23 protein-coding genes and 1 other annotated feature are annotated in these 24,056 nt (G+C 38.2%); of the genes, 18 read left to right on the top strand and 5 right to left on the bottom strand.

Features of this window, described 5'->3' with window-relative positions:
- The first annotated feature begins 9 nt into the window (after window positions 1-9).
- The 4 genes from ruvB (at window position 10) to yajC (ending at window position 3,716) form a co-directional block, all read left to right on the top strand.
- Entirely contained in the window at window positions 10-1,014 is a 1,005-nt protein-coding gene (gene ruvB / locus ACFTQ7_RS05600; protein ID WP_197144844.1) for a Holliday junction branch migration DNA helicase RuvB, read from the top strand.
- Window positions 1,015-1,031: 17 nt separating this feature from the next.
- A complete protein-coding gene (gene queA / locus ACFTQ7_RS05595; protein ID WP_349660003.1) occupies window positions 1,032-2,075 on the top strand; it encodes a tRNA preQ1(34) S-adenosylmethionine ribosyltransferase-isomerase QueA in 1,044 nt (347 codons plus the stop codon).
- Window positions 2,076-2,128: 53 nt separating this feature from the next.
- A complete protein-coding gene (tgt, locus tag ACFTQ7_RS05590; RefSeq protein ID WP_079563586.1) occupies window positions 2,129-3,274 on the top strand; it encodes a tRNA guanosine(34) transglycosylase Tgt in 1,146 nt (381 codons plus the stop codon).
- Between the two features lie 169 nt (window positions 3,275-3,443).
- On the top strand, window positions 3,444-3,716 hold the full coding sequence (gene yajC, locus ACFTQ7_RS05585; RefSeq protein WP_349660148.1) for a preprotein translocase subunit YajC: 273 nt from the start codon (window positions 3,444-3,446) through the stop codon (window positions 3,714-3,716).
- Window positions 3,717-3,932: 216 nt separating this feature from the next.
- Here yajC and ACFTQ7_RS05580 read toward each other — a convergent pair whose 3' ends face one another.
- Window positions 3,933-4,778, bottom strand: coding sequence for a polysaccharide deacetylase family protein (locus ACFTQ7_RS05580; RefSeq protein ID WP_386827664.1), 846 nt, complete (start codon window positions 4,776-4,778; stop codon window positions 3,933-3,935).
- A 450-nt stretch (window positions 4,779-5,228) separates the two neighbouring features.
- Between ACFTQ7_RS05580 and ACFTQ7_RS05575 the strand changes: the two genes are divergently transcribed.
- A complete protein-coding gene (locus ACFTQ7_RS05575) occupies window positions 5,229-5,864 on the top strand; it encodes a DUF421 domain-containing protein (RefSeq protein ID WP_386827663.1) in 636 nt (211 codons plus the stop codon).
- Here the strand turns inward: ACFTQ7_RS05575 and ACFTQ7_RS05570 are convergent.
- Window positions 5,861-7,378, bottom strand: a complete 1,518-nt coding sequence (locus tag ACFTQ7_RS05570) for a putative polysaccharide biosynthesis protein (protein ID WP_349660006.1) — start codon at window positions 7,376-7,378, stop codon at window positions 5,861-5,863. The two genes, ACFTQ7_RS05575 and ACFTQ7_RS05570, sit on opposite strands and share 4 nt — an antisense overlap.
- A 93-nt stretch (window positions 7,379-7,471) precedes the next feature.
- Here ACFTQ7_RS05570 and ACFTQ7_RS05565 point away from each other — a divergent pair, with 93 nt between their 5' ends.
- Complete coding sequence (locus tag ACFTQ7_RS05565; protein WP_349660007.1) at window positions 7,472-7,780, top strand: post-transcriptional regulator; 309 nt, start codon at window positions 7,472-7,474, stop codon at window positions 7,778-7,780.
- A gap of 350 nt (window positions 7,781-8,130) precedes the next feature.
- The gene (gene secDF, locus ACFTQ7_RS05560) at window positions 8,131-10,398 is read left to right on the top strand and encodes a protein translocase subunit SecDF (RefSeq protein WP_386827662.1); all 2,268 of its coding nucleotides are present in this window, start codon (window positions 8,131-8,133) and stop codon (window positions 10,396-10,398) included.
- 260 nt (window positions 10,399-10,658) lie between these two features.
- Here the strand turns inward: secDF and ACFTQ7_RS05555 are convergent, their stop codons facing one another.
- Window positions 10,659-10,796: a hypothetical protein gene (locus ACFTQ7_RS05555; protein ID WP_386827661.1), complete on the bottom strand. Its 138-nt coding sequence runs from the start codon at window positions 10,794-10,796 to the stop codon at window positions 10,659-10,661.
- A 267-nt stretch (window positions 10,797-11,063) separates the two neighbouring features.
- Window positions 11,064-11,459, top strand: a binding site (T-box leader).
- 639 nt (window positions 11,460-12,098) lie between these two features.
- On the opposite strand from ACFTQ7_RS05555, the gene ACFTQ7_RS05550 reads away from it, so the two are divergent.
- The 10 genes from ACFTQ7_RS05550 (at window position 12,099) to ACFTQ7_RS05505 (ending at window position 22,099) form a co-directional block, all read left to right on the top strand.
- Window positions 12,099-13,472: a chorismate-binding protein gene (locus tag ACFTQ7_RS05550; RefSeq protein WP_386827660.1), complete on the top strand. Its 1,374-nt coding sequence runs from the start codon at window positions 12,099-12,101 to the stop codon at window positions 13,470-13,472.
- A complete protein-coding gene (trpD, locus tag ACFTQ7_RS05545; RefSeq protein ID WP_386827659.1) occupies window positions 13,472-14,503 on the top strand; it encodes an anthranilate phosphoribosyltransferase in 1,032 nt (343 codons plus the stop codon). Before ACFTQ7_RS05550 ends, trpD begins: the two co-directional genes overlap by 1 nt.
- Complete coding sequence (gene trpC / locus ACFTQ7_RS05540) at window positions 14,500-15,291, top strand: indole-3-glycerol phosphate synthase TrpC (RefSeq protein WP_386827658.1); 792 nt, start codon at window positions 14,500-14,502, stop codon at window positions 15,289-15,291. Before trpD ends, trpC begins: the two co-directional genes overlap by 4 nt.
- Window positions 15,288-15,902 carry a phosphoribosylanthranilate isomerase gene (locus ACFTQ7_RS05535; RefSeq protein ID WP_386827657.1) on the top strand — a complete coding sequence of 205 codons (615 nt, stop codon included), beginning with the start codon at window positions 15,288-15,290 and terminating at the stop codon, window positions 15,900-15,902. Before trpC ends, ACFTQ7_RS05535 begins: the two co-directional genes overlap by 4 nt.
- On the top strand, window positions 15,902-17,113 hold the full coding sequence (gene trpB, locus ACFTQ7_RS05530) for a tryptophan synthase subunit beta (RefSeq protein WP_386827656.1): 1,212 nt from the start codon (window positions 15,902-15,904) through the stop codon (window positions 17,111-17,113). Before ACFTQ7_RS05535 ends, trpB begins: the two co-directional genes overlap by 1 nt.
- A complete protein-coding gene (gene trpA / locus ACFTQ7_RS05525) occupies window positions 17,110-17,901 on the top strand; it encodes a tryptophan synthase subunit alpha (RefSeq protein ID WP_386827655.1) in 792 nt (263 codons plus the stop codon). The genes trpB and trpA overlap by 4 nt, the downstream gene beginning before the upstream one ends.
- A gap of 149 nt (window positions 17,902-18,050) precedes the next feature.
- Entirely contained in the window at window positions 18,051-20,369 is a 2,319-nt protein-coding gene (gene recJ / locus ACFTQ7_RS05520) for a single-stranded-DNA-specific exonuclease RecJ (protein ID WP_386827654.1), read from the top strand.
- A gap of 33 nt (window positions 20,370-20,402) precedes the next feature.
- The gene (locus tag ACFTQ7_RS05515; RefSeq protein WP_079563600.1) at window positions 20,403-20,915 is read left to right on the top strand and encodes an adenine phosphoribosyltransferase; all 513 of its coding nucleotides are present in this window, start codon (window positions 20,403-20,405) and stop codon (window positions 20,913-20,915) included.
- A gap of 257 nt (window positions 20,916-21,172) precedes the next feature.
- Window positions 21,173-21,706 (top strand): serine hydrolase domain-containing protein, encoded by a 534-nt coding sequence (locus ACFTQ7_RS05510; protein WP_386827653.1) that lies wholly within the window; start codon window positions 21,173-21,175, stop codon window positions 21,704-21,706.
- 48 nt (window positions 21,707-21,754) lie between these two features.
- Window positions 21,755-22,099, top strand: a complete 345-nt coding sequence (locus ACFTQ7_RS05505) for a hypothetical protein (protein WP_386827652.1) — start codon at window positions 21,755-21,757, stop codon at window positions 22,097-22,099.
- 162 nt (window positions 22,100-22,261) lie between these two features.
- Here ACFTQ7_RS05505 and ACFTQ7_RS05500 read toward each other — a convergent pair whose 3' ends face one another.
- Window positions 22,262-22,708: a helix-turn-helix domain-containing protein gene (locus tag ACFTQ7_RS05500; RefSeq protein ID WP_386827651.1), complete on the bottom strand. Its 447-nt coding sequence runs from the start codon at window positions 22,706-22,708 to the stop codon at window positions 22,262-22,264.
- A gap of 335 nt (window positions 22,709-23,043) precedes the next feature.
- Here ACFTQ7_RS05500 and ACFTQ7_RS05495 point away from each other — a divergent pair, with 335 nt between their 5' ends.
- The gene (locus ACFTQ7_RS05495; RefSeq protein ID WP_386827650.1) at window positions 23,044-23,250 is read left to right on the top strand and encodes a transcription initiation factor TFIIIB; all 207 of its coding nucleotides are present in this window, start codon (window positions 23,044-23,046) and stop codon (window positions 23,248-23,250) included.
- Between the two features lie 145 nt (window positions 23,251-23,395).
- Here the strand turns inward: ACFTQ7_RS05495 and ACFTQ7_RS05490 are convergent, their stop codons facing one another.
- On the bottom strand, window positions 23,396-23,842 hold the full coding sequence (locus tag ACFTQ7_RS05490; protein WP_386827649.1) for a MarR family winged helix-turn-helix transcriptional regulator: 447 nt from the start codon (window positions 23,840-23,842) through the stop codon (window positions 23,396-23,398).
- Between the last annotated feature and the right edge of the window lie 214 nt (window positions 23,843-24,056).

Below are 24,056 nucleotides of genomic sequence, written 5' to 3'. Positions count from 1 at the left end.
GGAAAGTACATGTCTGAACGTATGATGGCTAGTGAGGCAGGTAGCTATGATGAACATTTTGAATTATCTTTACGCCCACAAAGATTAGCACAATATATTGGTCAACATAAGGTAAAGGAGAATTTACAAATTTTCATTGAAGCGGCAAAGCTTCGTCAGGAAAGTTTAGATCATGTGCTGTTATATGGACCACCCGGACTTGGGAAAACTACATTAGCTGCTGTCATTGCTAATGAAATGAATGTCAATGTGCGCATGACTAGCGGCCCTGCAATCGAACGTCCTGGCGATTTAGCAGCTATTTTAAGCTCACTGGAGCCAGGGGATGTGCTATTTATTGATGAAATACATCGCCTGCCTCGTGCAATTGAAGAGGTGCTTTATCCTGCCATGGAGGATTTTTGTTTAGATATTGTCGTTGGTAAAGGCCCTGAAGCGCGCTCTGTACGACTTGATTTACCGCCATTTACACTTGTGGGTGCAACAACAAGAGCAGGTGCACTATCAGCACCTTTAAGGGATCGCTTTGGCGTATTATTAAGATTGGAGTATTATGATAATACTTCACTTGCAGAAATTGTTGTACGTAGTGCGCATTTATTTGATGTTGATATTGAACAAATAGCAGCACTTGAAATGGCAACGCGCTCACGTGGTACACCTCGTATTGCTAACCGTCTGCTAAAACGAGTACGAGATTATGCACAGGTGCTTGGAGATGGTATGATAACGGAGGGACTTGCTAAGCAAGCGCTTGAGCTATTACAAGTCGATCCTAGAGGGCTTGACCATATTGACCATAAACTTGTGACCAATATGATTGAGCGCTTCCGAGGTGGCCCAGTAGGCTTGGATACGTTGGCAGCATCTATTGGTGAAGAACGCGTTACGATTGAGGATGTGTACGAGCCATATTTGATGCAAATCGGCTTTATACAACGGACGCCGCGTGGACGTGTGGCAACACATTTAGCCTACGAACATTTTGGATATGAATATCCCCAACAAACCTAGAAGAAGGAAGTATTTTCATGCGTGTAGAAGATTTTGATTTTGAATTGCCAGAAGAGCTTATTGCACAAACCCCACTTTTGGACCGTACAGCTAGTCGATTAATGGTAGTGACGCCAGGCTCAACAAATGTAGAGCACCACCACTTTGCTCATATTTTAGATGAGCTACAAACTGGAGACTGTCTTGTGTTAAATGATACAAGAGTCTTACCAGCACGTTTAATGGGTGTAAAAGAGGAAACAGGTGCTCATATAGAGGTACTGCTGTTAAAGCAAATGGCGGGTACGGATGAATGGGAAACACTTGTTAAACCAGCTAAGCGTGTAAAAGTTGGCACAGTTGTAACATTTGGAGATGGCTTACTGACAGCTACTTGTACAGGAGAGCTTGATCATGGTGGACGTACATTTGAGTTTAAATATAACGGCATTTTTTATGAAATTTTAGAGCAACTTGGTGAGATGCCACTACCTCCATATATTCGCGAAAAGTTAGAGGACAAGGATCGCTACCAAACTGTTTATGCAAAAGAGCGAGGTTCAGCAGCAGCACCAACAGCAGGCCTGCATTTTACAGAAGAATTACTAGAGCAGGTGAAAGCAAAAGGGGTCGAAGTTGTTTTTATCACTTTACATGTGGGACTTGGAACTTTCCGTCCTGTAAGTGTAGAGTCAATTGAAAATCACGAAATGCATTCTGAATTTTATAGTGTAACGGAAGAAACCGCATCTATCATTAACCGAGTTAAGAGTAATGGTGGTAAAGTGATTGCAGTTGGTACAACCTCTACACGTACTTTAGAAACGATCGGCTCTAAATATGGAGGCGAAGTACGGGCAGAACAAGGTTGGACGTCTATTTTCATTTATCCGGGATATGAATTTACTGTTGTGGATGGTTTAATTACAAACTTCCATTTACCAAAGTCTACCCTTGTTATGCTTGTTAGTACGCTTGCAACAAAAGAAACAATTTTAAGTGCATATCAACAAGCTGTAGAAGAAAAATATCGTTTCTTTAGCTTTGGAGATGCTATGTTTATTCGTCCAAAAGGAGAATAAAGAAAAAATCGGAGTACTGTTTTTACTTTAGATAAGAGAGGAATTTTTATAATATGACACAACCAGCAATTCGTTATGAGCTACTTCATACTTGTAAACAAACTGGAGCACGACTTGGTATCGTGCATACACCGCATGGCTCTTTCGAAACGCCAGCATTTATGCCTGTTGGGACACAAGCAACTGTTAAAACAATGTCACCTGAGGAATTAAAGGAAATGAATGCAGGCATTATTCTGTCAAATACGTATCATTTATGGCTACGACCTGGTAATGATATTGTTAAGGAAGCAGGGGGCTTGCATAAATTTATGAACTGGGATCGCCCGATTTTAACAGATTCAGGTGGTTTCCAAGTGTTCTCACTAAGTCAATTCCGTAAAATCGAAGAAGAAGGGGTTCATTTCCGCAATCATTTAAATGGGGACAAATTGTTTTTAAGTCCAGAAAAGGCGATGGAAATTCAAAATGATTTAGGTTCGGATATTATGATGGCTTTTGATGAATGTCCACCTTTCCCTGCGACGTATGACTATATGCTGCAATCAGTAGACCGTACTACACGTTGGGCTAAACGTTGTAAAGAGGCACATAAACGTCCAGAAGATCAAGGTCTATTCGGTATTATTCAAGGGGGAGAATTCGAGGATTTACGTCGTCGTTCTGCAGAAGCATTGGTAGAGCTTGATTTCCCTGGTTATGCAATTGGAGGCTTATCTGTTGGTGAACCTAAGGACATTATGAACCGAGTATTGGAGTTTACAACACCATTAATGCCAGCAAATAAACCACGTTATTTAATGGGTGTTGGTTCACCTGACTCATTAATTGATGGTGCTATTCGAGGTATTGATATGTTTGACTGCGTATTACCAACACGTATTGCCCGTAACGGCACATTAATGACATCTGAAGGCCGTTTAGTTGTTAAAAATGCAAAATATGCACGTGACTTCGGACCAATTGATCCAAACTGCGATTGCTATACATGTAAAAACTATTCACGCGCTTATATTCGTCATCTAATTCGTACGGAAGAAACGTTTGGTATTCGTTTAACAACTTACCATAACTTACACTTCCTATTGAAACTAATGGAACAAGTACGTGAGGCAATCCGAGAAGACCGTCTTGGTGATTTCCGAGAAGAATTTTTCGAGAAATACGGCTTTAATGGGCCAAACGCAAAGAACTTCTAATATTTAGTAAAAAGGGCATGCAAATTTGTGTGAATTAAGAATGTTTTTAGCAAAAAAATGTCTATCGTAGAAAAAATATTAGTAATATAGAAAAAATTTGGGCTTGACCATCGCTTTTTTATGGTGGAATAGTCTATACTAAAGTAGAATTGGAAAGGGGGCAAGAATGATGGAACAATATTCTGGCTTAATCATGATTTTAATCATGTTCGTTGCAATGTGGTTTATTTTAATCCGCCCTGCTAAAAAGAGACAGCAGGAAACACAAAGTATGCAGAGTGGTTTGCAACGTGGAGATAAAGTTATTACAATCGGTGGTTTACATGGCGAGATTGACTCAATTGAGGACACAGCTGTGACATTAAAAATTGCAGACAATGTGCGCGTTAAATTTGACCGTCAAGCAATTGGACGAGTAGTAAATGGCGACCAATTAAAATAATAATGAGAAAAAGACTTACATTAGTTGTAAGTCTTTTTTTAAACTTCTTTCAGTAAACGTTTTTGTAGCGATAGCGAAGCGACAAATACAGAAGCTCCTCCACGTCTTATGGCATTATCCCAAATGACCGACATTGAATCAACCCTCATCCAGACCTAAGTGCAAAGCCGATTCAGGACGTAATAACGTCGGGACATAATCATGATGTTCTTTTTGCTAAGTGCCACCATTTTTTAATTTCTTAATTAATTCTGCTCCAGTGTCATTGCCACTTACCGTTATTCTACTTAAAGCAAATACATTATCGCCAATAGTGACACCTTTATTTTTAATAACAAAAGCCATTTTAAATCCAGCATCTTTCGCCAATTTCATTGCATCTTTAGAATTAGTTCCGTAGGGATAGCTAAGGGCAATTGGTTCATATCCTAACTTTTCTTTAATAATTTTCCTAGAAAAAGTAAAATCTTTTTTAACCCGTTCTTCGTACTCTTCTTGTTTTTCTAGTTTTCCATTAATGTAACTACGACCATATATGGCACCTTTCATTCCGCCACTGAATGACTGTAATTTATAATGTGAATTCCAAGTATGGCTTTGGATGGTTATATAATCCTTCATTTCTTTTAATTGATCCCAATTCATTTTGGAAATTTCGTTTGGATCCACATTCTTTCCGTTTTTTTCAAGAATACGACTGGTGATAACAAAAATTTCTGCATGCATTTTGTATTTTTTCAAAATTGGATAAGCTTTTTCATAGTTACTTAAATAACCATCGTCAAAAGTTATTAACACAGGATTTTTAGGTAATTCTGTTTTACCGTTCAAGTAATCATATAATTCTTGGGCTGTAATCGAGTTGTACCCATTTTCTTTAAGCGTTTTAATTTGTTTATCAAAATTCTCTGGGGAAATGACTGTATTATTATTTATGTGTTTATCTAAATGGTGGTACATTAGAACAGGAATCTGCTTATTTTCATATCCATAAATAGGGAAAGGTTTAATGAGCGATATACTATAAGCAACAATAACTAGAAAAATTATTAACCTTTTCATTTTCTCACCTTGTTTTCATTTGTTAAAACGGATAATGGTGGATCATTTACTAAATACGAAAGTAAAAGAAGGACCTTATAAACAATACCTACATTATTATTGGGTGAGCATTGTGAAACGTCTTGTTAACTGTCCGAGAAAATTTAGTTGTTTCCACTTCAAAAGCAGGAATTATAGCTCCTTTTATTGTACACAAACAACTAAGGTTTATTCTTTTGATTTACGAAAGTTACACGGTGCCATTTCCTAATTAAAGAGTTGTTTTTTAATGTTAATCGTGTGTTTTTTAGGTTTTGTCTTAATTGAAAACACGATTTTCTTATAGGTTAGCATGCAAAAAAAGAAAAATTTTAGGAGATGATAAGTGTTGAAAATCAAAGCTAAGATATAACATCATCCTGTATAAAAAAAGATAAGTAAGGTCACCTTGAATAGTATGGGGGTGACGATATGGAAGAATATTTAACGATTGTTTTTAGAACCTGCTTTTTATATGTGTTTATCCTAATAATTTTTCGTTTAATGGGTAAACGTGAGGTCGGCGAATTATCTGTAATCGATTTAGTTGTATCCATTTTAATGGCTGAGGTGGCTGCGTTTGCACTTGATGATTCCGAAAGTCCTTTATTTAATGTGATTTTACCAATCATCGTGTTGTTTTTCATTCAAATAACAACTGCTTATTTGTCACTCAAAAATAAAAAATTCCGTGATCTAGTTGATGGTGATCCAGTATTACTTATAAAAGACGGTGTCATTTTAGAAAGTGAAATGCGCAAGCAACGCTATAACCTAGATGATTTGTGTCAACAATTACGCGAAAATGGAAATGCTTCCGTGACAGATATTGCATATGCTTATTTAGAGCCATCTGGCAATTTGTCCGTCTACCAAAAAGATGAAAAGGCATTTGTTTACCCATTGATTATCGATGGTGATATTCAGGAGAGGCATTTAAAAGTATTGCATAAAGATGCTGATTGGTTAATGGCAGAGCTTGCTAAAAATAATATTACGGATAGTAACACTGTATTTTTTTGTGTTTGGGAGGAAGATCGGCTGCATATTCAACTGAAAGAATCTTAAACTTTCTTGGCCAATTTACGAATGTAGCGCAAATCAGTTATACGTAATTGATTGGAAACTAGTAAGAATGTAAATAGTAAAAACAAAGTTACACAGCTACTTAAAATAAATGGTAGTGGCATTATTTGCATCAGAAAATACTGGGTAACACAAACAGCAATAAAACAGCCATAAGGAACAACAAACATTCTAAAACCAGCACGTAAATTTTTACGTTGCCTTACTGTTGCAATATGCAAAAACGAAGTTAGTAAAACGCCAAAGCCAATCGCCACAACGGCACCTTTTTCTTGTATACCCGGTTGAGAAGCAAGTACGAACATGACAAATAGCTTACCAAGACCACCATAAATGGAGTTCATCATTGCTGCTCGTGCTTCACCAATTGCTTGTAATATAGAGTGCAATGGACTTTGTATATAATAAAAATAAAAAATAGGAGCTAATATTTTCACATAACCACGATTTTCTTGTAAGTGAAAGAGCTTCACAGCTAATTCGTCTCCATGAACGAAAAAGTACGTAGCGGCAACACAGCCCACTAAGGAAGACAGTCGCAATGAAACAGAGATACGTTCCTGTAGGAGCGGTATATGCTGACGTGCAACCGCGTCACTAACAGCTGGTATAAGAACAATTGAAAGTGCTGCAGACACAAAAGCAGGGAATAATAATAGGGGGACTAGTACACCCGAAATAACCCCATATAAAATCGTTGCAGCGGAGGCTGTTAAACCAGCCATAGTTAACGCTTTTAAAAAAATGATAGGCTCTAAAAACCAAGTAAAAGATCCGAATAGCTTGCTTCCCGCAGAAGGAAGGGCAATTCGTAACATTGGGGAGGCAGGATAACCCTCGATTTTGTTTTTTCGTGTCAATAATTTTTTCTTTGAGACTATATAATGCATCCACAAATACAAGAAAGCAACAACTTCTGCTAGTAGCGTAATACCCATAGCAGCGGCAGCAGTAGCGGCAGCATTATTATAGGCAGCCACATAAGGCAGCGTCAAAGTGATAAAGCTAATACGGATAATTTGTTCAATCATTTGAGCCCAAGCTGTTGGTGTGATTTTCGCAATACCTTGTAAATAAGCGCGTAATAATCCTGAGCCAACTGACACTGGTACAGCAAAGAGTGCAATCCAAAGAGTAAAAGTTGTATGTTCATTATGTAAAAGTGTAGTCGATATATAAGGTATAGTTAGTGCAACGATTGGCATAAAGACGATCATTCCAATAAATGACCAAAAAATAGCCGTACGCATAACACCATAGATGCTTTCGCGTTTGTTTTTTGCTAATAACTCTGCTACAATTTTTGCCACAGCAATAGGTAGTCCAAGTTGAATGAGTGAGATGAAGAAAATGAACGCCGGATAGACGGTCATATAAATGCCGACTGCCTCTTCACCAGCGATCCGCATAAATTGCATTCTATAAAAGAAGCCAAAGAGTTTCGATAAAAAAATCACGAACATTAAAAATAGTGTTCCACGTACAAAAGAACTCATGCCATCCGTCCCTTCTCAAGCCACAAAAATTCATTTACACTATTTGTATGCAAACTTGTCTTACGATACGACTTTGATTGGAGATGATTCAAAATGAGTATGCAGCATGAGCAACTATTTGAAAAAATCCGTCCTGCAATTGATAGTAAGATGGAAGAGTTTAAATATTATCAATACAATGCGATTACAGCAGAAGAACTATGGCGCTATTGTGTAGAGAAAAAATGGCGCAGAAAAAATATTGAACAATTACGCATACATGAAGTTATCGCCACTATTTTTGCAGTATCACCGTCCGATATCGTATCTTTTAATCAAGTAGAATTCTTACAAAGTAATGATTGGTTTACAGAATTGAATACGGAAGAGTTAAAAATGCTGCTTGGCCCGGTTAAAACTTAAGAAGAATGTGTGAAATTTGTCAAATAATAATAGAATACTAAAAGTGTTGAATTGACACCAAGCGCAACGTGTTTCATAATGAGTGTGTTGCGCTTTTTTTTATTTGTATAAGTATTTTTAACAAAACCCTTCCAATAGTTCTTTTCCAAATTTGGAGGCAAAACACCTATTCAAATACAGGGATAAATTTGCGCGTTATGAACGATCGAAATAAGTAGAGCAATCTTTTTTGAAGCACAGGCAACATTATTCTAAAGGAAAAGGAGGAATAAACGCTTCAAAAGGACTTGCTATTATACTTGTTTGTAGTGTAAGGAATTGCCTTACACCAATTCGAGGAGGATTTATAAATGAAACTTAAAAGTCGTATAGTTGCATTCGTACTACTAATGGTTATTTTTGCAGCAACCATCGGTACGACTGTAGGCGGCGTCTTAAAGGACATTAAGCTAGGCCTTGACTTACAAGGCGGGTTTGAGGTTCTTTATGAGGTTAAAGAATTAAAAAAAGGACAGGAAATTACACCGGAAGTTGTATCTGCAACTGCAAAGGCGCTCGATAAACGTATTAATGAAATTGGTGTAAGTGAGCCAAGCATTGAAATTGAAGGTGAAAATCGTATTCGTGTGCAATTAGCAGGTGTTGAAGATCAAGAATCAGCACGTAAATTATTGTCTACGTCTGCAAATTTGACATTCCGTGATGTTGATGACAATTTACTATTAGATGGTGACGACTTAAAGCCAGGTGGTGCTAAAGATTCCTTTGACCAACAGAATCGTCCAATTGTTTCACTAACATTAAAGGATGCGCAAAAATTTGCTGATATCACAAGTAAAATTGCCGCTAAACCAGCAGGTCAAAATTTACTAGTTGTATGGTTAGACTTTGAAGAAGGTGTTGATTCATATAAAGCTGAATCTCAAAAAGCGAAGCCTCGCTATGCATCTGCAGCAACAGTTAACCAAAGATTAGATACAACAGATGTAATGATAAGTGGTAATTTCTCAGTTGAAGAAACGAAAAATTTATCAGGTATTTTAAATGCTGGGGCACTTCCTGTAAAGCTTAATGAAACTTATTCTACTTCAGTAGGTGCACAGTTCGGTGATGATGCATTGAAAAGCACGGTATTCGCAGGCATTGTGGGTGTAGTAATAATTTTCTTATTTATGCTATTCTACTATCGTTTACCTGGTTTCATTTCCATTATTACACTAGCAATTTTTACTTTCCTAGTACTCGTTGTATTTGATTGGATTAATGCGGTGTTAACACTTCCAGGTATCGCAGCTATCGTACTTGGTATAGGGATGGCGGTAGATGCGAATATTCTTGCCGCAGAACGTATTCGTGAAGAATTACGTGTCGGTTATTCGGTTAAACAAGCATTCCAAATTGGCTCTAAGGAGTCTTTATCAGCGATTATCGATGCACAGCTAACTACATTATTAGCAGCTGCTGTATTATTCCAATGGGGTACAAGCTCTGTTAAAGGGTTTGCCACAACATTAATTATTAGTATTTTACTAAGCTTCGTAACAGCTGTTTGGGGCTCTCGTGTATTACAAGGATTACTTGTAAATAGTGGCTATTTCAATAATCCAGCGTGGTTTGGTATTGCAAAATCTAAACAGCATAGCTTAGATGAAAATATCGGAACATTAGATTTGTCAACGAAATTCGATCGTTTTGACTTTGTACACAATCGTAAGAAATTCTATACATTCTCATTAGCTATTTTAGTAGCTGGTTTAGTGGTTCTTGGTATATTCCGACTAAACCTTGGTGTTGATTTCTCAAGTGGTACACGTGTTCAAATTGAAGCAGATCAAACGTTGAATAAAGAAGAAGTATCCAAATATTTAGATAGTATCGACCTCTCATCGGAAGATATCGTTCTTTCTGGGGAGAAAAGTAACAATGCTGTAATTCGCTATAAAAATGATTTATCTCAAGCGGATATTTTAAAGTTACAAAAAGATGCTACTGAAAAGTATGGGCATAAGCCAACAGTAAGTACAGTATCTGACACTGTTGGTAAAGAGCTTGTGAAAAATGCAATCAAAGCTCTATCTTTTGCGGCTATCGGTATCATTATCTATGTAGCGGTTCGTTTCGAATGGCGCATGGGTATTGGGGCAATTGTTTCGTTACTACATGACGTATTCTTAATTGTCGCTGTATTTAGTTTTATGCGCTTAGAAGTTGATATTACGTTCATTGCAGCTGTACTGACAATTGTCGGTTATTCTATTAATGATACGATCGTTACGTTTGACCGTATGCGTGAAAACTTAGATCGATATGATACGATTAAAGACCGTGAAGTGTTAGCGGATATCGTTAACAAATCACTACGTCAAACAATGGGTCGATCTGTTAACACCGTGTTAACGGTTATTATCGTGACAGTGGCACTTCTTATTTTAGGTGCACCATCGATTCAAAACTTCTCAATCGCGTTATTAGTTGGTTTAATCACAGGTATGTATTCTTCAATTTGTATTGCTGCACAAATCTGGTATTCACTTAAAGTTCGTGAAATGAAAAAATCAGATGGTCAAATACACAAAAAAGAGAAAAAACAATGGGGTACTGACGAACCTACTGTTTAACTTCTTTCAGAAGTTAAAGCCTCCGGCGGATGTCACGGAATCGGAAAGGAGTGCTTTGTGCAGCACAAAGCCGATTCCGGACGCAATTATGCCAAGGCATAATTAATCATAAGCATTAAAATGAAGCAGGGAAGGAAATATTTCTTTCCCTGTTTTTGATGAAAAAAGAATCTTCTGGCTTTCATGAGAAAGCTGAAGATTCTTTTTGTTTTTAAGTTTAAATTGCCGTAGTAAGATTGCGGTTGTAGCGCATTGTTGCTTTATTCCACAGCTACCTCATTCACCTGCCGCATTGTTACAGTTTGCTCATCTACTGCCTCAGTAATAATTTGTGAGCTGCTCGCTGAAATACTCGTAACATTTGATATTTCTGTTACATAGGCAGTGACTTCTTTCACACTTGCTGAAATTTGTTCTGAAGTGGCTGAAATATCTTCAATTAGGTTAATGAATACTTGTACAAACTATTTGATAGAATTAATTGCAACACTGTTTACCTTCCTTAAATTTCTTCAACAGTTTTCTTTTTCTCTGAATTGATTGACAATTATCGTAGTTTAGCATAGAATAAGGCTAACTTTTTTGTTCGGTACAAGGTAGTTGGTCTCGGGAGCGAGGCCAGCCTTAGAACAGATGAGCTGAGTTTAGTTTAGCTGAGAATAGCTGAGAAATTGTTGAATAAGAGTAGTAGCATAAGTGTGCAATTTAGAGAGTCAGTGGATGGTGTGAACTGATTTGCAGCTTATGTGAATGGACTTATGAGAGTCGCTAATTATAATAGCGAACGGATTCCCCACGTTAAAGGGGGTGCTTTGACTTAGATAAGACAAATCTTTTTGACATAAATTCAAAAGATTTGTCAATTTAACTTCTTTCAGCAGATGTCCAATCATCCGCTGAAAGGTCACGGAATCGGGAGGGAGTTCTTTGTGCGAACACAAAGCCGATTCCGGACACAATTATGCCGAGGCATAATTGATCTGGCGAACTAAGCTGAGCATTTAAGGGAGAGCAAATATGCTCTAATATGAGGTGGCAACGCGGTCATGATCGTCCTCTGCAATTAGGAAAAATCCTTTTTGCAGAGGACTTTTTTTGTTGTTTTTAATTTGCAGGTGGATGAATGCTTCGCTTTCATGCAAAAAACATCTGCCGCTACGTTGCACTTCGCTTTCGCACAAAAAACATCTGTGGCCCCGATAAGCATCCTGTCGGAATGGAAATTAATTCCAAGTATTGGTAAATTACCATACAAAATGATTTCTAGTGAATTTTTTGTAAAACATTAGGATTTAAGGGTGAAATTTTGTTAAACCATCTGCCCTTCATATAAGTTGATTGGAATGGAGGCTGGGCGACTCCTCGGGGATAAGCGTTAGAGGAACGAAAGCCAAAACCATCACGTCCTGTGATAACGCCTTCGTGACCAGCATCGTGCTGGCCCGAGACCCTGCAGCGTAGCGGGTGTTTTCTGTGCGAAAGCGTAGTGGTAACGTAGCGGCAGCAAATGTTTTAACTGTGCGAAAGCGAAGCGACAGCAACACCAAAAGCGGCTCATTGAACGCCCCCAGGAAAGCGCCCAGCCGGAATGGAAACCAACCCTACGCTATGGTGATCTTTTTTCAACAAGAATTGATTCAGTAACTAAACATTTGTAAGTCTAGAGGTAGTGGATTTTTAAGAAAAGGAGCTTGGTCATTATGCTATCAACGAGTTCAAGAACAAAAATGAAAACTATTAATGCTGATTCATTAACACCTATTTTAATTTTTAGACGACTTCAAGGGAAACATAAATTTTTGCTGGAAAGTTCAGCACAGCATGAAGGAGCGGGACGCTTTTCTTTTATCGGTGCTGATCCAAGAAAAACATATAAAGGATTTGGAGATGAGATTCAGGAATATTCATATAAGACTGGACACACCTATACACATAAGGGCGACATGTTTGTTTTATTGAAAAGATTAATGCCACGTATATCCAATACGACACAATTCCCATTTGCAGGAGGAGCTGTTGGCTATGTTGGCCAAGGTACAACGACAAGATTTTCGACTGCAAAGGGTAAAGCGGAGCTACCAGATGTGCATTTCCATGTGTATGAGACAGTTATTGTGTTTGATCATGTAACAGATGAGGTTACTTTAATTTATACGAATATTGATGCGGAAAAAAAAGAACCAAATTTAGAAGAGTTGGCAGAGCAGCTTTTAAAAGGTAGAGAGAATGAGGATACGGCTTGTAGCTTTGAACCTTTCGAATCGACTAAGAATGAACAGTTTGCAACATCCCTTGCATCAAGCAAAGCTACTTTAGATGAAGATATTACTAGGGTTATGTTATCAAAGTGCATTTTAGCAAATTTACAAGGAGATGCTTTCGCTTTATATCGTCAATTGCGTAAAAAACATCCCGCTCCCTATATGTATTATGTAGAATTTGACGACCATATTGTCTTAGGGACGTCTCCTGAAAGTCTAATTCGAGTAAAAGGTGAGCGTGTGATTGCCACACTAACAGAGGGTGCATTTCCTAGAGGTTCCACAAAAGGTGAAGATTTAGAGCAGGAACGCAAGCTACATGAAAACACAAATATTAGGGAGTCGCATGCTGTACTTGTTTCTGCCGTGCAACAAGAGCTACAGTCTGTGTGCTTCCGAGATTCCATTCAAGTCATTGAGGCGATGAGAATTGAGCGTTCCAAGCGTGCATTACACATGACATCGAGAGTCGAGGGACAAATACTACCAATGCTTCATGCACTTGATGTATTAGCTACGACATTACCATCCTTTGCATCAACAGGTGTTGCAAAGGGTCAGGTAAAGGATTATTTAGATAAATCTAATCAAACTACAGGGATATTTAGAGGTGCTCTTGGATTTCTTGGTTTTAACGGTCATCTTGATTTTGCCTTAACAGGGAAATCTATTGTCATAGAAAATGAAGCGATGCATATGCAATCGACTGTAATGGTGACCAAATATACAAATGTTGAAGAAGTTTTGAATCAAGTAGAAGGGGATGAACAGGAATTTTTACAGCTACTTGAAAAAGAAGGAGGTTCACATTAATGGAAGGTATTCGTGAAAAAGTACAACGCCGAGAGCATTTAATGTATGAGGAAATGCTACAGGCAGCAAAATGGATGTTTCAAGATGACACACCAAAGGATCAAATCGCAAGCTTTTTAACGGCATTATCTGTCAAAGGTGAAACTGCACATGAAGTAGCTGCATTAGCCACAACTATGCGTTCATTTGCATTAGACGTACCAGCAAACGAAGGGGTCTATATGGATAATTGCGGTACTGGTGGCGATGGACTTAATACATTCAATATTAGTACAACTTGCTCCTTTGTACTAGCGGGGGCCGGTGTCAAAATGGCGAAGCACGGCAATCGCAAAATATCTTCGGCATCAGGAAGCTCTGATGTTTTGGAAGCACTCGGTATTCATACGAATATTTCTATTGAACAAACTGTCGATCTGTTAGAGAAAGAAGGAATAGCCTTTTTATATGCTCCAAATGTTCATCCGAAATTAAAGCGAATTGGCGAGGTTCGTCGTGCACTTGGCAAGCCAACAATTTTTAATCTTGTCGGTCCTCTTACAAATCCAGTGCCTTTATCGACGCAATTTACAGGCATTAATCGTCCTAATTTTGTCATGGAATATGCATCCGTATTACAAATGCTCGGGCGAGAACGTGCAATGGTCGTTTCTGGGCCACTAGGTTTAGATGAGGCGTCATTAGCTGGTCAAAATACCTTTGTTTTAATAGATAAGGGAGACTTAATTCCATTTTCGTTAACTGCAGAGGAAGCGGGTCTCAGCTATGCACCAATAGAGGCTATTCGTGGAGGTAATGCAGATGAAAACGCGGCAATTATGCGTACATTATTAGCCGGTGAACAAAGTGCTTATTTTGACACTGTTTTATTGAATGCTGGTATTGGGTTATTCAGCTATGGAATTGCTGAAACCGTTAAAGAAGGTGTAGAAATAGCGAAAGATAGTATTTTTAGCGGGCGTGCCCTTCAAAAATTAGAGGCAGTCGTTACTTATAGTGAGCATATTAAAGGAGTGGAGGTCGAACAATGAATATTTTAAATAAAATTCTCGAACAAAAAAAGATTGAAGTGGGTGCGTTACTTGAACAGCCCGACCCATTAGCGAATTTTTTAGAAAAACCGCGTCCATCGTTGTTTGAGCGATTGCGAAAAGCTGAAACATTACAAGTTATTTCTGAAATGAAGCGTGCTTCCCCCTCAAAAGGGCTAATCGCAGAAGGGACAGATCCAGTGGCACAAGCAAAAATTTATGCAGACGCAGGGGCAGCAGCCATTTCCGTTTTAACAGATAAGCAGTTTTTTAAAGGCTCCTTTGATGATTTAGCTGCAGTTGCAAATGCTGTCCAAACACCACTTCTTTGTAAGGATTTTATGATCGATCGTGTGCAAATTCGATTTGCGAAGGCATCGGGTGCATCAATTATTTTATTAATTGTGGCCGCGTTAACCGATCAAGCATTACGTGATCTGTATAGCTATGCAACAGGTTTAAATTTAGAGGTATTGGTAGAGGTGCATAATCTCGAAGAGCTTGAGCGGGCAATTGCAGTTGGTGCCAAACTAATTGGCGTCAATAACCGAGACTTACGTACGTTTGAAGTGAGCTTAGAGCGAACACGCGAAATTGCTGAAGCTTTTCCGCTTGATGAAGAGAAAGTTTTAATAAGTGAAAGTGGGATATGGACGCAAGAAGACGCTAAAGAGGTGGCGGCTATGGGAGCTAGTGGCGTTCTTGTAGGTGAGTCATTAATGCGCAGTGGTGATGCTGGTTTTGCACTAAAAAGTTTACAGGTCAATAAGGTGGTGGCATCTGTATGACGAGGGTGAAAATTTGTGGACTAAAGGAACAACAGCATGTACGGGCAGCAGTAGAGGCAGGGGCTGACGCTATTGGTTTTGTCTTTGCACCAAGTAAACGACGAGTGACGATTGAACAGGCACAACAATTAGCCAAACATGTGCCAGAGGGCGTTTTAAAAATCGGTGTTTTTGTCAATCCGAGGGCGGAGGAATTACGAACTGTGATGGAAAGTGTACCACTAGATTATGTGCAATACCATGGGGAGGAATCTCCTGATTGTATTCGTCAGCAAGGCTATCCGGCAATTAAAGCTTTGTCCGTCAGAGGTGCTGAAGATGTTCAGGTTGCTGCTAATTATGATGTGGACTATTACCTATTTGATGCGCCAGGAACCGATTTTAAAGGAGGTAGTGGTCATACGTTTGATTGGACCCTCCTAGAGAAAGTAGGAATTCCACGAGAAAAGTTAATGTTAGCAGGTGGTTTGCAAGCTGAAAATATAGGAGAAGCAGTATCACTTGTGTCGCCATTTATGGTAGATGTATCAAGTGGTGTGGAGACAGACGGAGTAAAAGATATAGCTAAAATAACCGCATTTATACAGGCAGTAAAGAAGGGGAGAGCATAATGGCAAACTCAATTGCAAATAGTGTACCGACAAAGGAAGGGCGTTACGGGAAATTTGGTGGACAATTTGTTCCGGAAACATTAATGACATCTTTGTTGGAATTAGAGACGGCCTATGACGAGGCGATGAATGATCAAGCGTTTACTGAGGAATTAGCTTATTATTTACAACAATATGTTGGCCGTGAGACGCCGTTGTATTACGCAGAAAATTTAACAAAAGAGCTAGGGGGTGCGAAGGTTTATTTAAAGCGTGAAGATTTGAATCATACGGGAGCACATAAGATTAATAATGCCATTGGTCAAGCGCTTCTTGCAAAACGAATGGGTAAAAAGAAAATAGTCGCAGAAACAGGTGCAGGGCAGCATGGAGTAGCAACGGCCACAGCATGCGCATTATTGAATCTTGAATGTGTTGTATTTATGGGCGCAGAGGATATCAAACGCCAACAGTTGAATGTGTTTCGCATGGAGTTACTCGGTACAAAAGTGGAATCTGTAGAGACAGGTTCAAAAACATTAAAAGATGCTGTCAATGCAGCACTGCGCTACTGGGTGACAAATGTTGAGGATACTCATTATATTTTAGGCTCGGCTTTAGGGCCACATCCATTCCCGAAAATAGTAAGGGATTTCCAGCGTGTAATTGGTGTTGAAACTAGAGAGCAGATTGTAAATAAGGAAGGACGTTTACCCGATGCAGTCGTCGCTTGTATAGGCGGCGGTAGTAATGCAATTGGTATGTTCCACCCTTTTGTTGACGACGAGACTGTAGCGCTATACGGGGTAGAGGCAGCAGGCAGTGGTATTGAGACAGGTAAGCATGCAGCAGCAATTGCCGGTGGTCAGCTAGGCGTTTTACATGGTGCATACATGTATTTATTACAAGATGAAAATGGCTTTGTGCAGGAAGCTCATTCTATTTCAGCTGGTCTAGATTATCCAGGGAAAGGTCCAGAACATTGTTATTTACATGATATTGGGCGTGTTCAATTTGATTCGATTACAGATAGTGAAGCACTTGAGGGCTTGCAATTACTGAGTAAAACGGAAGGTATACTACCTGCACTAGAAAGCTCCCATGCCATTGCTTATACAGCAAAACTCGCGAAGACAATGTCTACAGATGACATCATTGTTGTGTGCCTATCTGGCCGAGGAGATAAGGATGTCCATACTGTCCGAAAAGCATTAGGAGGAGAAGTGGAATGACAACACTACAGCAGGTAATTGAACAAACGAAAATCGCCGGTAATAAAGCATTTGTACCTTATATTATGGCGGGGGATGGGGGTCTGGAAACTTTGAAGCCAACGATCCTGAAGCTACAGGAAATGGGTGTAACGGCAATTGAAGTTGGTATACCGTTTACGGATCCTGTAGCGGATGGGCCGACGATCGAGCAAGCAGGTGAACGTGCTTTAGCCGAAGGTGTAACATTACGTAAAGTGCTTGCATTATTAGCTTCATTTAGAGGAGAAATTCAAGTTCCGTTAGTTGTCATGACCTATTTTAATCCTGTTTTAGCTTTTGGGTTAGAGGCTTTTGCTAAAGCTTGTGTAGTAGGGGGGATTAAAGGGTTAATCGTTCCTGATGTACCGCTTGAAGAAAGTGCGATCTTACGTGACACATTAAATCCTCATGGTATCGACATCGTTCAGCTTGTATCATTAACAAGTCCTCCTGAGCGAATTGCACGTATCGCGGCTGCTAGTCAAGGGTTTGTCTATGCTGTGACAGTCAATGGAATTACAGGGGCCCGTGCAAGTTTTGCAGATGATTTAAATGATCATTTTGCACGCTTACGTGAAGTAAGCCAAATACCAGTACTAGCCGGCTTTGGAATTTCAACTCCTGAGCAGGTGGTAAGCATGGGGGTACTTAGTGATGGTGTAATCGTTGGTAGTGCGATCGTGACAGCATTGCATGAAGGTAATTTGGAGAAGGTTGAGGCATTAGTATCTGCTTCAAAAGATTTGTTTCAGAAGTCTACTCTTTGAACGGAGTAGGCTTTTTTCTTTTGAGATTGTTAGAGATTAGTAGAAACGACGACGGACTGCCACAACTTTACAGGTAAAACTATCATTCTAGCAGATAGTGCGGATAGTCTAGATTTTCGGTATAATAGCTTTCGTGAGGAAGTGAAAAGATGATTCTATCGAAAAAGAGATGGCAAGTAGAGCGTCCAGACGCGAAGCTTGTCCAAACATTACAAAATGACCTACAACTTTCTGCGATTGCAGCAAAAATTTTAGCAGCACGAGGTTGCGAAACAACTGCTGACGCAGAGAGCTTATTAAATATGACAGAAGCAAATATTCATGATCCGTTTTTAATGCATGGTATGGCAGAAGCTGTAGCGCGTATAGAGCAAGCGCTTGAAAACGGAGAGAAAATCTTAGTATATGGCGATTATGACGCGGATGGTGTCACTAGTACGACAGTCATGCTGAATGTGTTACTTGATCTCGGTGCCGATGTTTCGTTTAAAATACCAAATCGTTTTATTCACGGTTATGGACCGCACGAAGCACTATTTCGTGAAGCACATGAAGAGGGTGTTCAACTAATTATTACAGTTGATAATGGTATTTCAGGGATGGAACCGATTCGTATCGCGAAGGAACTAGGTATGGATGTTATCGTTACAGATCACCATGAACCAGGCGATGAATTGCCACCTGCAGATATTATTTTACATCCTCGTATACCAGAAGGACATTATCCATTTGGTGAGCTAGCAGGTGTGGGTGTAGCGTTTAAGTTAGCTCATGCTCTATATGGGGAACTGCCAACGCATTTATTCGAATATGTAGCTGTTGGAACAGTAGCGGATTTAGTACCATTAGTTGATGAAAACCGCTACCTAGTTAAGCGAGGAATAGAAGAAATGCGTCGTTCACTCAGCCCGTGGGTACAAGCGATGTGTGAAGTTGCAAGTGCAGAGCAAGCTAAAATCAGTGAAGAAACAATCGGCTTTTACTTTGGACCGCGTTTAAATGCAGTTGGTCGACTTGGAGAAGCGGCACCAGGTGTAGAGCTATTAATGGCTGAGGATAATGCTAAAGCAACAGCATTGGCGAAACAGCTTAATACATGTAATAGTGAGCGCAAAGATATTGTAAAGAGTATTACAGATGAGGCCATTGCTCTCATCGAATCAGATAAAAAAATCGGGGATTCACTCGTTTTGGTGATCGCTGGAGAAGGCTGGAATGCTGGGGTAGTAGGGATTGTCGCGTCTCGTCTTGTAGAGCTATATTATCGTCCAACCATTGTATTGTCACTAGACTATGACAAAGGAACAGCTAAAGGTTCAGCTCGTAGTATTGAAGGATTCCATTTATTTAATGAACTAGCGAAAAGTCGAGATATATTACCTCATTTTGGTGGGCATCCTATGGCAGCCGGGATGACGTTACCTATTGAGCATGTTGATGAATTAAGAGCACGCTTAGATACTCAAGCAAGAGCATGTTTATCAGAAGAGCAATTAACACCTGTTCTCAATATTGATATACCATTAAAAATGGATGAAATTTCAGCAGATGCTATTGAAGAAATTTCAACGCTCGGTCCATATGGTACGGATTTTCCGAAGCCTGTTTATGTGCTCGAGGATGTGGAAATATCCTCCATGCGGAAAATTGGAGCAGCAGAAAATCATATAAAAATGGAATTGACGGATGGCTATGAAAAATTGGATAGCGTCGGTTTCAATAAAGGACATTTACACGACGAGTTAACATATGGAATAAAAGTTTCATTTACTGGAGATTTACAAATAAACGAGTGGCAAGGGCGTAAAAAAGCACAATTTATGATAGAGGATGTTCAAACGACTGAATGGCAATTATTTGATATTCGTGGTATTCGACAAACATCACGCTGGTTAAATACGGTCCCAAAAGAGGAGGCTACGTTCATCGCCTTCCGTCCAGAGACGGTGACCTATTACCAGTCGTTAATTGGTGTGCCAATCCTAGCAGTGGATCCTACGCTTTCAAATGTAGAACAAACCAATTATATCGTGCTACTAGATTTGCCGGAAAATGTTCAAATATTAGAAGATGTCTTACGAAAAACAGTACCTTCCCGTATTTATGCACATTTTTACATGCCTGATTCTCAGTATTTCAGTGGATTGCCTACGCGTGAGCAATTCTCCTGGTATTATAAGTTTTTAAAAAATCGACCTGCTTTTCCACTGAATATGCATTTGTCTGAACTAGCGAAGCATACAGGTTGGCCATTAGATGCATTAAAATTTATGACACAGGTGTTTTTTGAGCTTGATTTTGTTAAAATGGAGAGTGGACTGACGACTGTCAACGTGAATGCACCAAAACAGGCACTTACAGAGGCACCGTCTTACAAACAGCGTTCAGAACAGATTGAAATGGAGCAAAAGCTAGTATATGCCCCTTATATAGAATTAAAACAATGGTTTGATGAACGATTACATTAATATGCGAAAAAGTTTCGTAGGAGGAACAATAACATGGATTTAAAGCAATACGTAACAACGGTTGAGAACTGGCCGAAAGAAGGTATCAGCTTCAAAGATATTACGACAATTATGGATAACGGTACTGCATACAAATATGCAACAGATCAAATCGTAAGTTACGCAAAAGAATTAGGTGCTGAAATTGTGGTAGGTCCTGAGGCTCGTGGCTTCATTATCGGATGCCCAGTTGCTTATGCGCTTGAAATTGGATTTGCCCCTGTTCGTAAGCCAGGAAAATTACCACGTGAAGTGATCAGTGCTGACTACGGTCTTGAGTACGGTAAAGATACGTTAACGATGCACAATGATGCGATTAAACCAGGTCAAAAAGTATTAATCTGTGATGACTTACTTGCGACTGGTGGTACTGTTGAAGCAACAGTGCGTTTAGTAGAACAATTAGGTGGTCAAGTTGTTGGTTGTGCATTCCTTATCGAGTTAACAGAGCTAAACGGTCGTGCAAAACTTGGTGACCTAGACATTAAAACACTTATTCAATATTAATAAATAATTGGATACTAGCTAAATGAATTGGTTGTAATGGAGATACTGGATGCCCAGGAAATCTCTTGTCCAGAACAGAAATCAACAACTCATTTTGCAAAAAAAGCGATGAAAAGCGTCACATTTTTGTGGCGTTTTTTTATTTATAAGGCTGTTTTCGAAAAGGTTGTTGCTATTCTACTAATTAGCGTAATAAAGAAGGAAATAAGTTATAAAAGGAGAATATTTAGTGTAGTTTTGGGAAGGGGGGGAGAGATATGAGTGAAATATCTGTTTTTGCGTTAGAAAAGAAACTTAAAAGTATTAGAATTGAAGCATTTGTCATTTATAAAGGGAATACACGGATATTCGAATACTTGAAGAATAAAAAGGTTATAGAAAAGCCGTCAAAGGTTTATTCCATTACCAAAAGCATTGTTTCTATATTAATTGGAATTATGGTAGATAAAGGTTTAATAAAAAATATTCACGAACCTATACAAAACTATTTTCCAGAAATATTAGAGTCTAATGATCCGCAAAAGAAAGAAATTACAATATTTCATTTACTGACCATGACTTCGGGTTTAAAAGTAGGGAATTTCCAAGGATCGAAAAATTGGGTTAAATTCATACTAGGACAACCAATTATACATAAACCAGGTTCAACTTTTCAGTATAATTCAGGAGACTCTCATTTACTAAGTGCGATAATACAAAAAATTTCTGGAATTCCTACCGCTTCATTTGCTGAAAAATATCTATTCCGTCCATTAGGGATAAATAAACACACTTGGCAAAAGGACCCATAAGGAATTCACGGGGGTGGTTTCAGCATTTCGTTAAATCTAGAGGATATGGTGAAGATTGGATTATTATTTTTAAACGAAGGGCGATTTAATTCAAATCAGGTGATTTCATCCAACTGGCTCCTTCAGGTAAAAAGACCATATAAAAAAGTTGATACTACAAAAGACGGAACATATGGATATGGTTATCAGCTATGGACTTATGAAGATACTAATACTAACACCCCGATTGATTATTACTATGCTAACGGCTTATTTGGACAATATATATTTATTGTTCCTGCGTTAAATATTATGGCTGTGGCAAAAAGCCATATACAAAATGAAAAGCAATTTGCACCGAGATTTTTTTTCGAAGAGCTATTAGGTAGTTGGCAGGATGAGGGAGACATATGAGCAAGCTAAACTTTGGTTCCTCTTCTTCTGATATCATACTAATTTCTTCTTTAACTGACGGTGGAGATTAGTTGAAGAAGATATATACTGAAAAAAGTCCCTTCAGATAAGTTTGAAGGGACTTTCCTATATAATTAGTGTATAACTCTAAATCCAAAATGATTATTTGTATTTTTTGGCTAGAGATTCGCTGCCAATTGCTCCAATGATAGTCATAAAAAACGGTCCAATTTGAAATAACAGAGAATCCTGTAAGAACACAATGTTTAAATCAAATATCTTATTACCTATTATAATGAATATCTTAGCCAGTATGATTAAAAATCCAATTATTAGAAGAATATCAAAAAACAATTTCCAACGTGGATAGACTAATTTTTGGCTATCTTTTATGAGTTTCTCTTTCAAAGAATTATCCTCCTTTACTAATTCATCAAGAGTAATATCAAATATGTCACTTAACTTAATTAACAATTCAATACTAGGGTAACTTTCTCCACGTTCCCATTTGGAAATAGATTGTCTACTAATATTAAGTTTTTCTCCAAGCTGTTGTTGTGACATATTTTGCTTTAGACGTTCTTCTTTTATTTTTGAAGAAAAATACATATGATCAACTCCTATTCACAGTATATTTATTTGAACTAAAAAACTAAAGAACCGCATCGTTGCAAGGGTGTAAACTATTAGTTTCCCCTTGGAAATAGCGTTTATTATTGTTTAGAGTCCTTCATTTACCTATTAATTATTAAAAAATTAGGGATTTAATGGGCTTTCCTTAAACTGCTAAAGTGGCAGTTTAGTCAGTGTATTTTATGGGGTTTTATTAATTATAAAAGTTCTTTTGTTATTTCGCTCAAGATGAAAGCAAATTATTGTTCATTCATAATTACATAAGAAACATCGTAATAATATTTATATAAAACCAAAGTGGAGGTTTACAAATGAAACATACTACGAAAGTAACAGAATGCCCTAAATGTGGTGGAAAAGAATTGGGGAAAGGTCATCAACATAGTAGTTATTCAGTTATGTATCCATCTAGTAAGTTAAGCTTTGGGTATGATGTTGAATATATTATTTGTACTGAATGTGGGCTAATAATTGAAAGTTATGTAGAAAAACCAGAGAAATTTAAGGGGACACTTTAGATGTTCTTCAAGTAACGGGTGCTTCGTTGAATAATATAGGGGGAATTACGCTAGGGGTGAATTCTTACCATATAAGAGCCTAGCCGGAACGGAAATCACCCCCTCGTTATGCTGAAGGTAATTAAAAAAACATTTATGTCTTCTTTTATTCTTCATCATAAGATTGAATTATTTTTTGGATAGATTTCAATGTTTCGTAAAAATCCTCGTACTTCTCTAAGCCAATATCATTAATAATTTTTTCTTGGATTTCTTCCCAGATGGGAGCTGCCTCGGTTAATTTTTCACCCCCTTTTTCAGTTAGTGTAATGACCTTCGTTCGAGCATCTTGCGGATCTTTCGTTAAATCTACATAGCCATTTTGCTTTAACAAGTTAATATTGCGTGTAATAGTTGTTTGATCGAGCAGCAAAATTTCGCTAAGTCGACTAATGGAGACTGATTGTTGATGATCGATATTTGCTAGCATTGAATATTGTGTAATTTTTAAGCCAGTGGGCTGTAATAATTTATCATACAATTGTGTCACGACTCTTGTTTTTTTACGAAGGTTTGCACATACACATATTTGTGTGTAATCTATATTCTTCATTGCTCCGTACTCCTTTTTGATTGAGTTCAATATTATAGTAGTCTTATTGATATATTTTGTTAAGCTAGAAAATATTTCTTGACGGTAATTAAAGCCGAACCTAAAATTAAATATATGTATATACATGCATTTTGAAAAGGTATTCTCGCAAGAAATATATGCATATACATACATAATGGCCGTAAATATAATTATATCTTTCTCATTAAAAAGC

The organism is Lysinibacillus sp. NPDC056959 (genome assembly GCF_042674095.1).
GTDB lineage: Bacteria > Bacillota > Bacilli > Bacillales_A > Planococcaceae > Lysinibacillus > Lysinibacillus zambalensis.
The sequence above is the reverse complement of the archived record's forward strand: the minus strand, read 5'-3'. Positions and strand labels throughout refer to the sequence as shown.

Coding starts and splice junctions, on each gene's coding strand:
- secDF (WP_386827662.1), top strand. CDS start 8,131: ATGAAACTTAAAAGTCGTATAGTTGCATTCGTACTACTAATGGTTATT.
- ruvB (WP_197144844.1), top strand. CDS start 10: ATGTCTGAACGTATGATGGCTAGTGAGGCAGGTAGCTATGATGAACAT.
- trpD (WP_386827659.1), top strand. CDS start 13,472: ATGGAAGGTATTCGTGAAAAAGTACAACGCCGAGAGCATTTAATGTAT.
- ACFTQ7_RS05550 (WP_386827660.1), top strand. CDS start 12,099: ATGCTATCAACGAGTTCAAGAACAAAAATGAAAACTATTAATGCTGAT.
- ACFTQ7_RS05510 (WP_386827653.1), top strand. CDS start 21,173: ATGAGTGAAATATCTGTTTTTGCGTTAGAAAAGAAACTTAAAAGTATT.
- trpA (WP_386827655.1), top strand. CDS start 17,110: ATGACAACACTACAGCAGGTAATTGAACAAACGAAAATCGCCGGTAAT.
- queA (WP_349660003.1), top strand. CDS start 1,032: ATGCGTGTAGAAGATTTTGATTTTGAATTGCCAGAAGAGCTTATTGCA.
- tgt (WP_079563586.1), top strand. CDS start 2,129: ATGACACAACCAGCAATTCGTTATGAGCTACTTCATACTTGTAAACAA.
- ACFTQ7_RS05570 (WP_349660006.1), bottom strand. CDS start 7,378: ATGAGTTCTTTTGTACGTGGAACACTATTTTTAATGTTCGTGATTTTT.
- ACFTQ7_RS05515 (WP_079563600.1), top strand. CDS start 20,403: ATGGATTTAAAGCAATACGTAACAACGGTTGAGAACTGGCCGAAAGAA.
- ACFTQ7_RS05565 (WP_349660007.1), top strand. CDS start 7,472: ATGAGTATGCAGCATGAGCAACTATTTGAAAAAATCCGTCCTGCAATT.
- ACFTQ7_RS05535 (WP_386827657.1), top strand. CDS start 15,288: ATGACGAGGGTGAAAATTTGTGGACTAAAGGAACAACAGCATGTACGG.
- ACFTQ7_RS05575 (WP_386827663.1), top strand. CDS start 5,229: ATGGAAGAATATTTAACGATTGTTTTTAGAACCTGCTTTTTATATGTG.
- trpC (WP_386827658.1), top strand. CDS start 14,500: ATGAATATTTTAAATAAAATTCTCGAACAAAAAAAGATTGAAGTGGGT.
- ACFTQ7_RS05490 (WP_386827649.1), bottom strand. CDS start 23,842: ATGAAGAATATAGATTACACACAAATATGTGTATGTGCAAACCTTCGT.
- recJ (WP_386827654.1), top strand. CDS start 18,051: ATGATTCTATCGAAAAAGAGATGGCAAGTAGAGCGTCCAGACGCGAAG.
- yajC (WP_349660148.1), top strand. CDS start 3,444: ATGGAACAATATTCTGGCTTAATCATGATTTTAATCATGTTCGTTGCA.
- ACFTQ7_RS05495 (WP_386827650.1), top strand. CDS start 23,044: ATGAAACATACTACGAAAGTAACAGAATGCCCTAAATGTGGTGGAAAA.
- ACFTQ7_RS05580 (WP_386827664.1), bottom strand. CDS start 4,778: ATGAAAAGGTTAATAATTTTTCTAGTTATTGTTGCTTATAGTATATCG.
- ACFTQ7_RS05500 (WP_386827651.1), bottom strand. CDS start 22,708: ATGTATTTTTCTTCAAAAATAAAAGAAGAACGTCTAAAGCAAAATATG.
- trpB (WP_386827656.1), top strand. CDS start 15,902: ATGGCAAACTCAATTGCAAATAGTGTACCGACAAAGGAAGGGCGTTAC.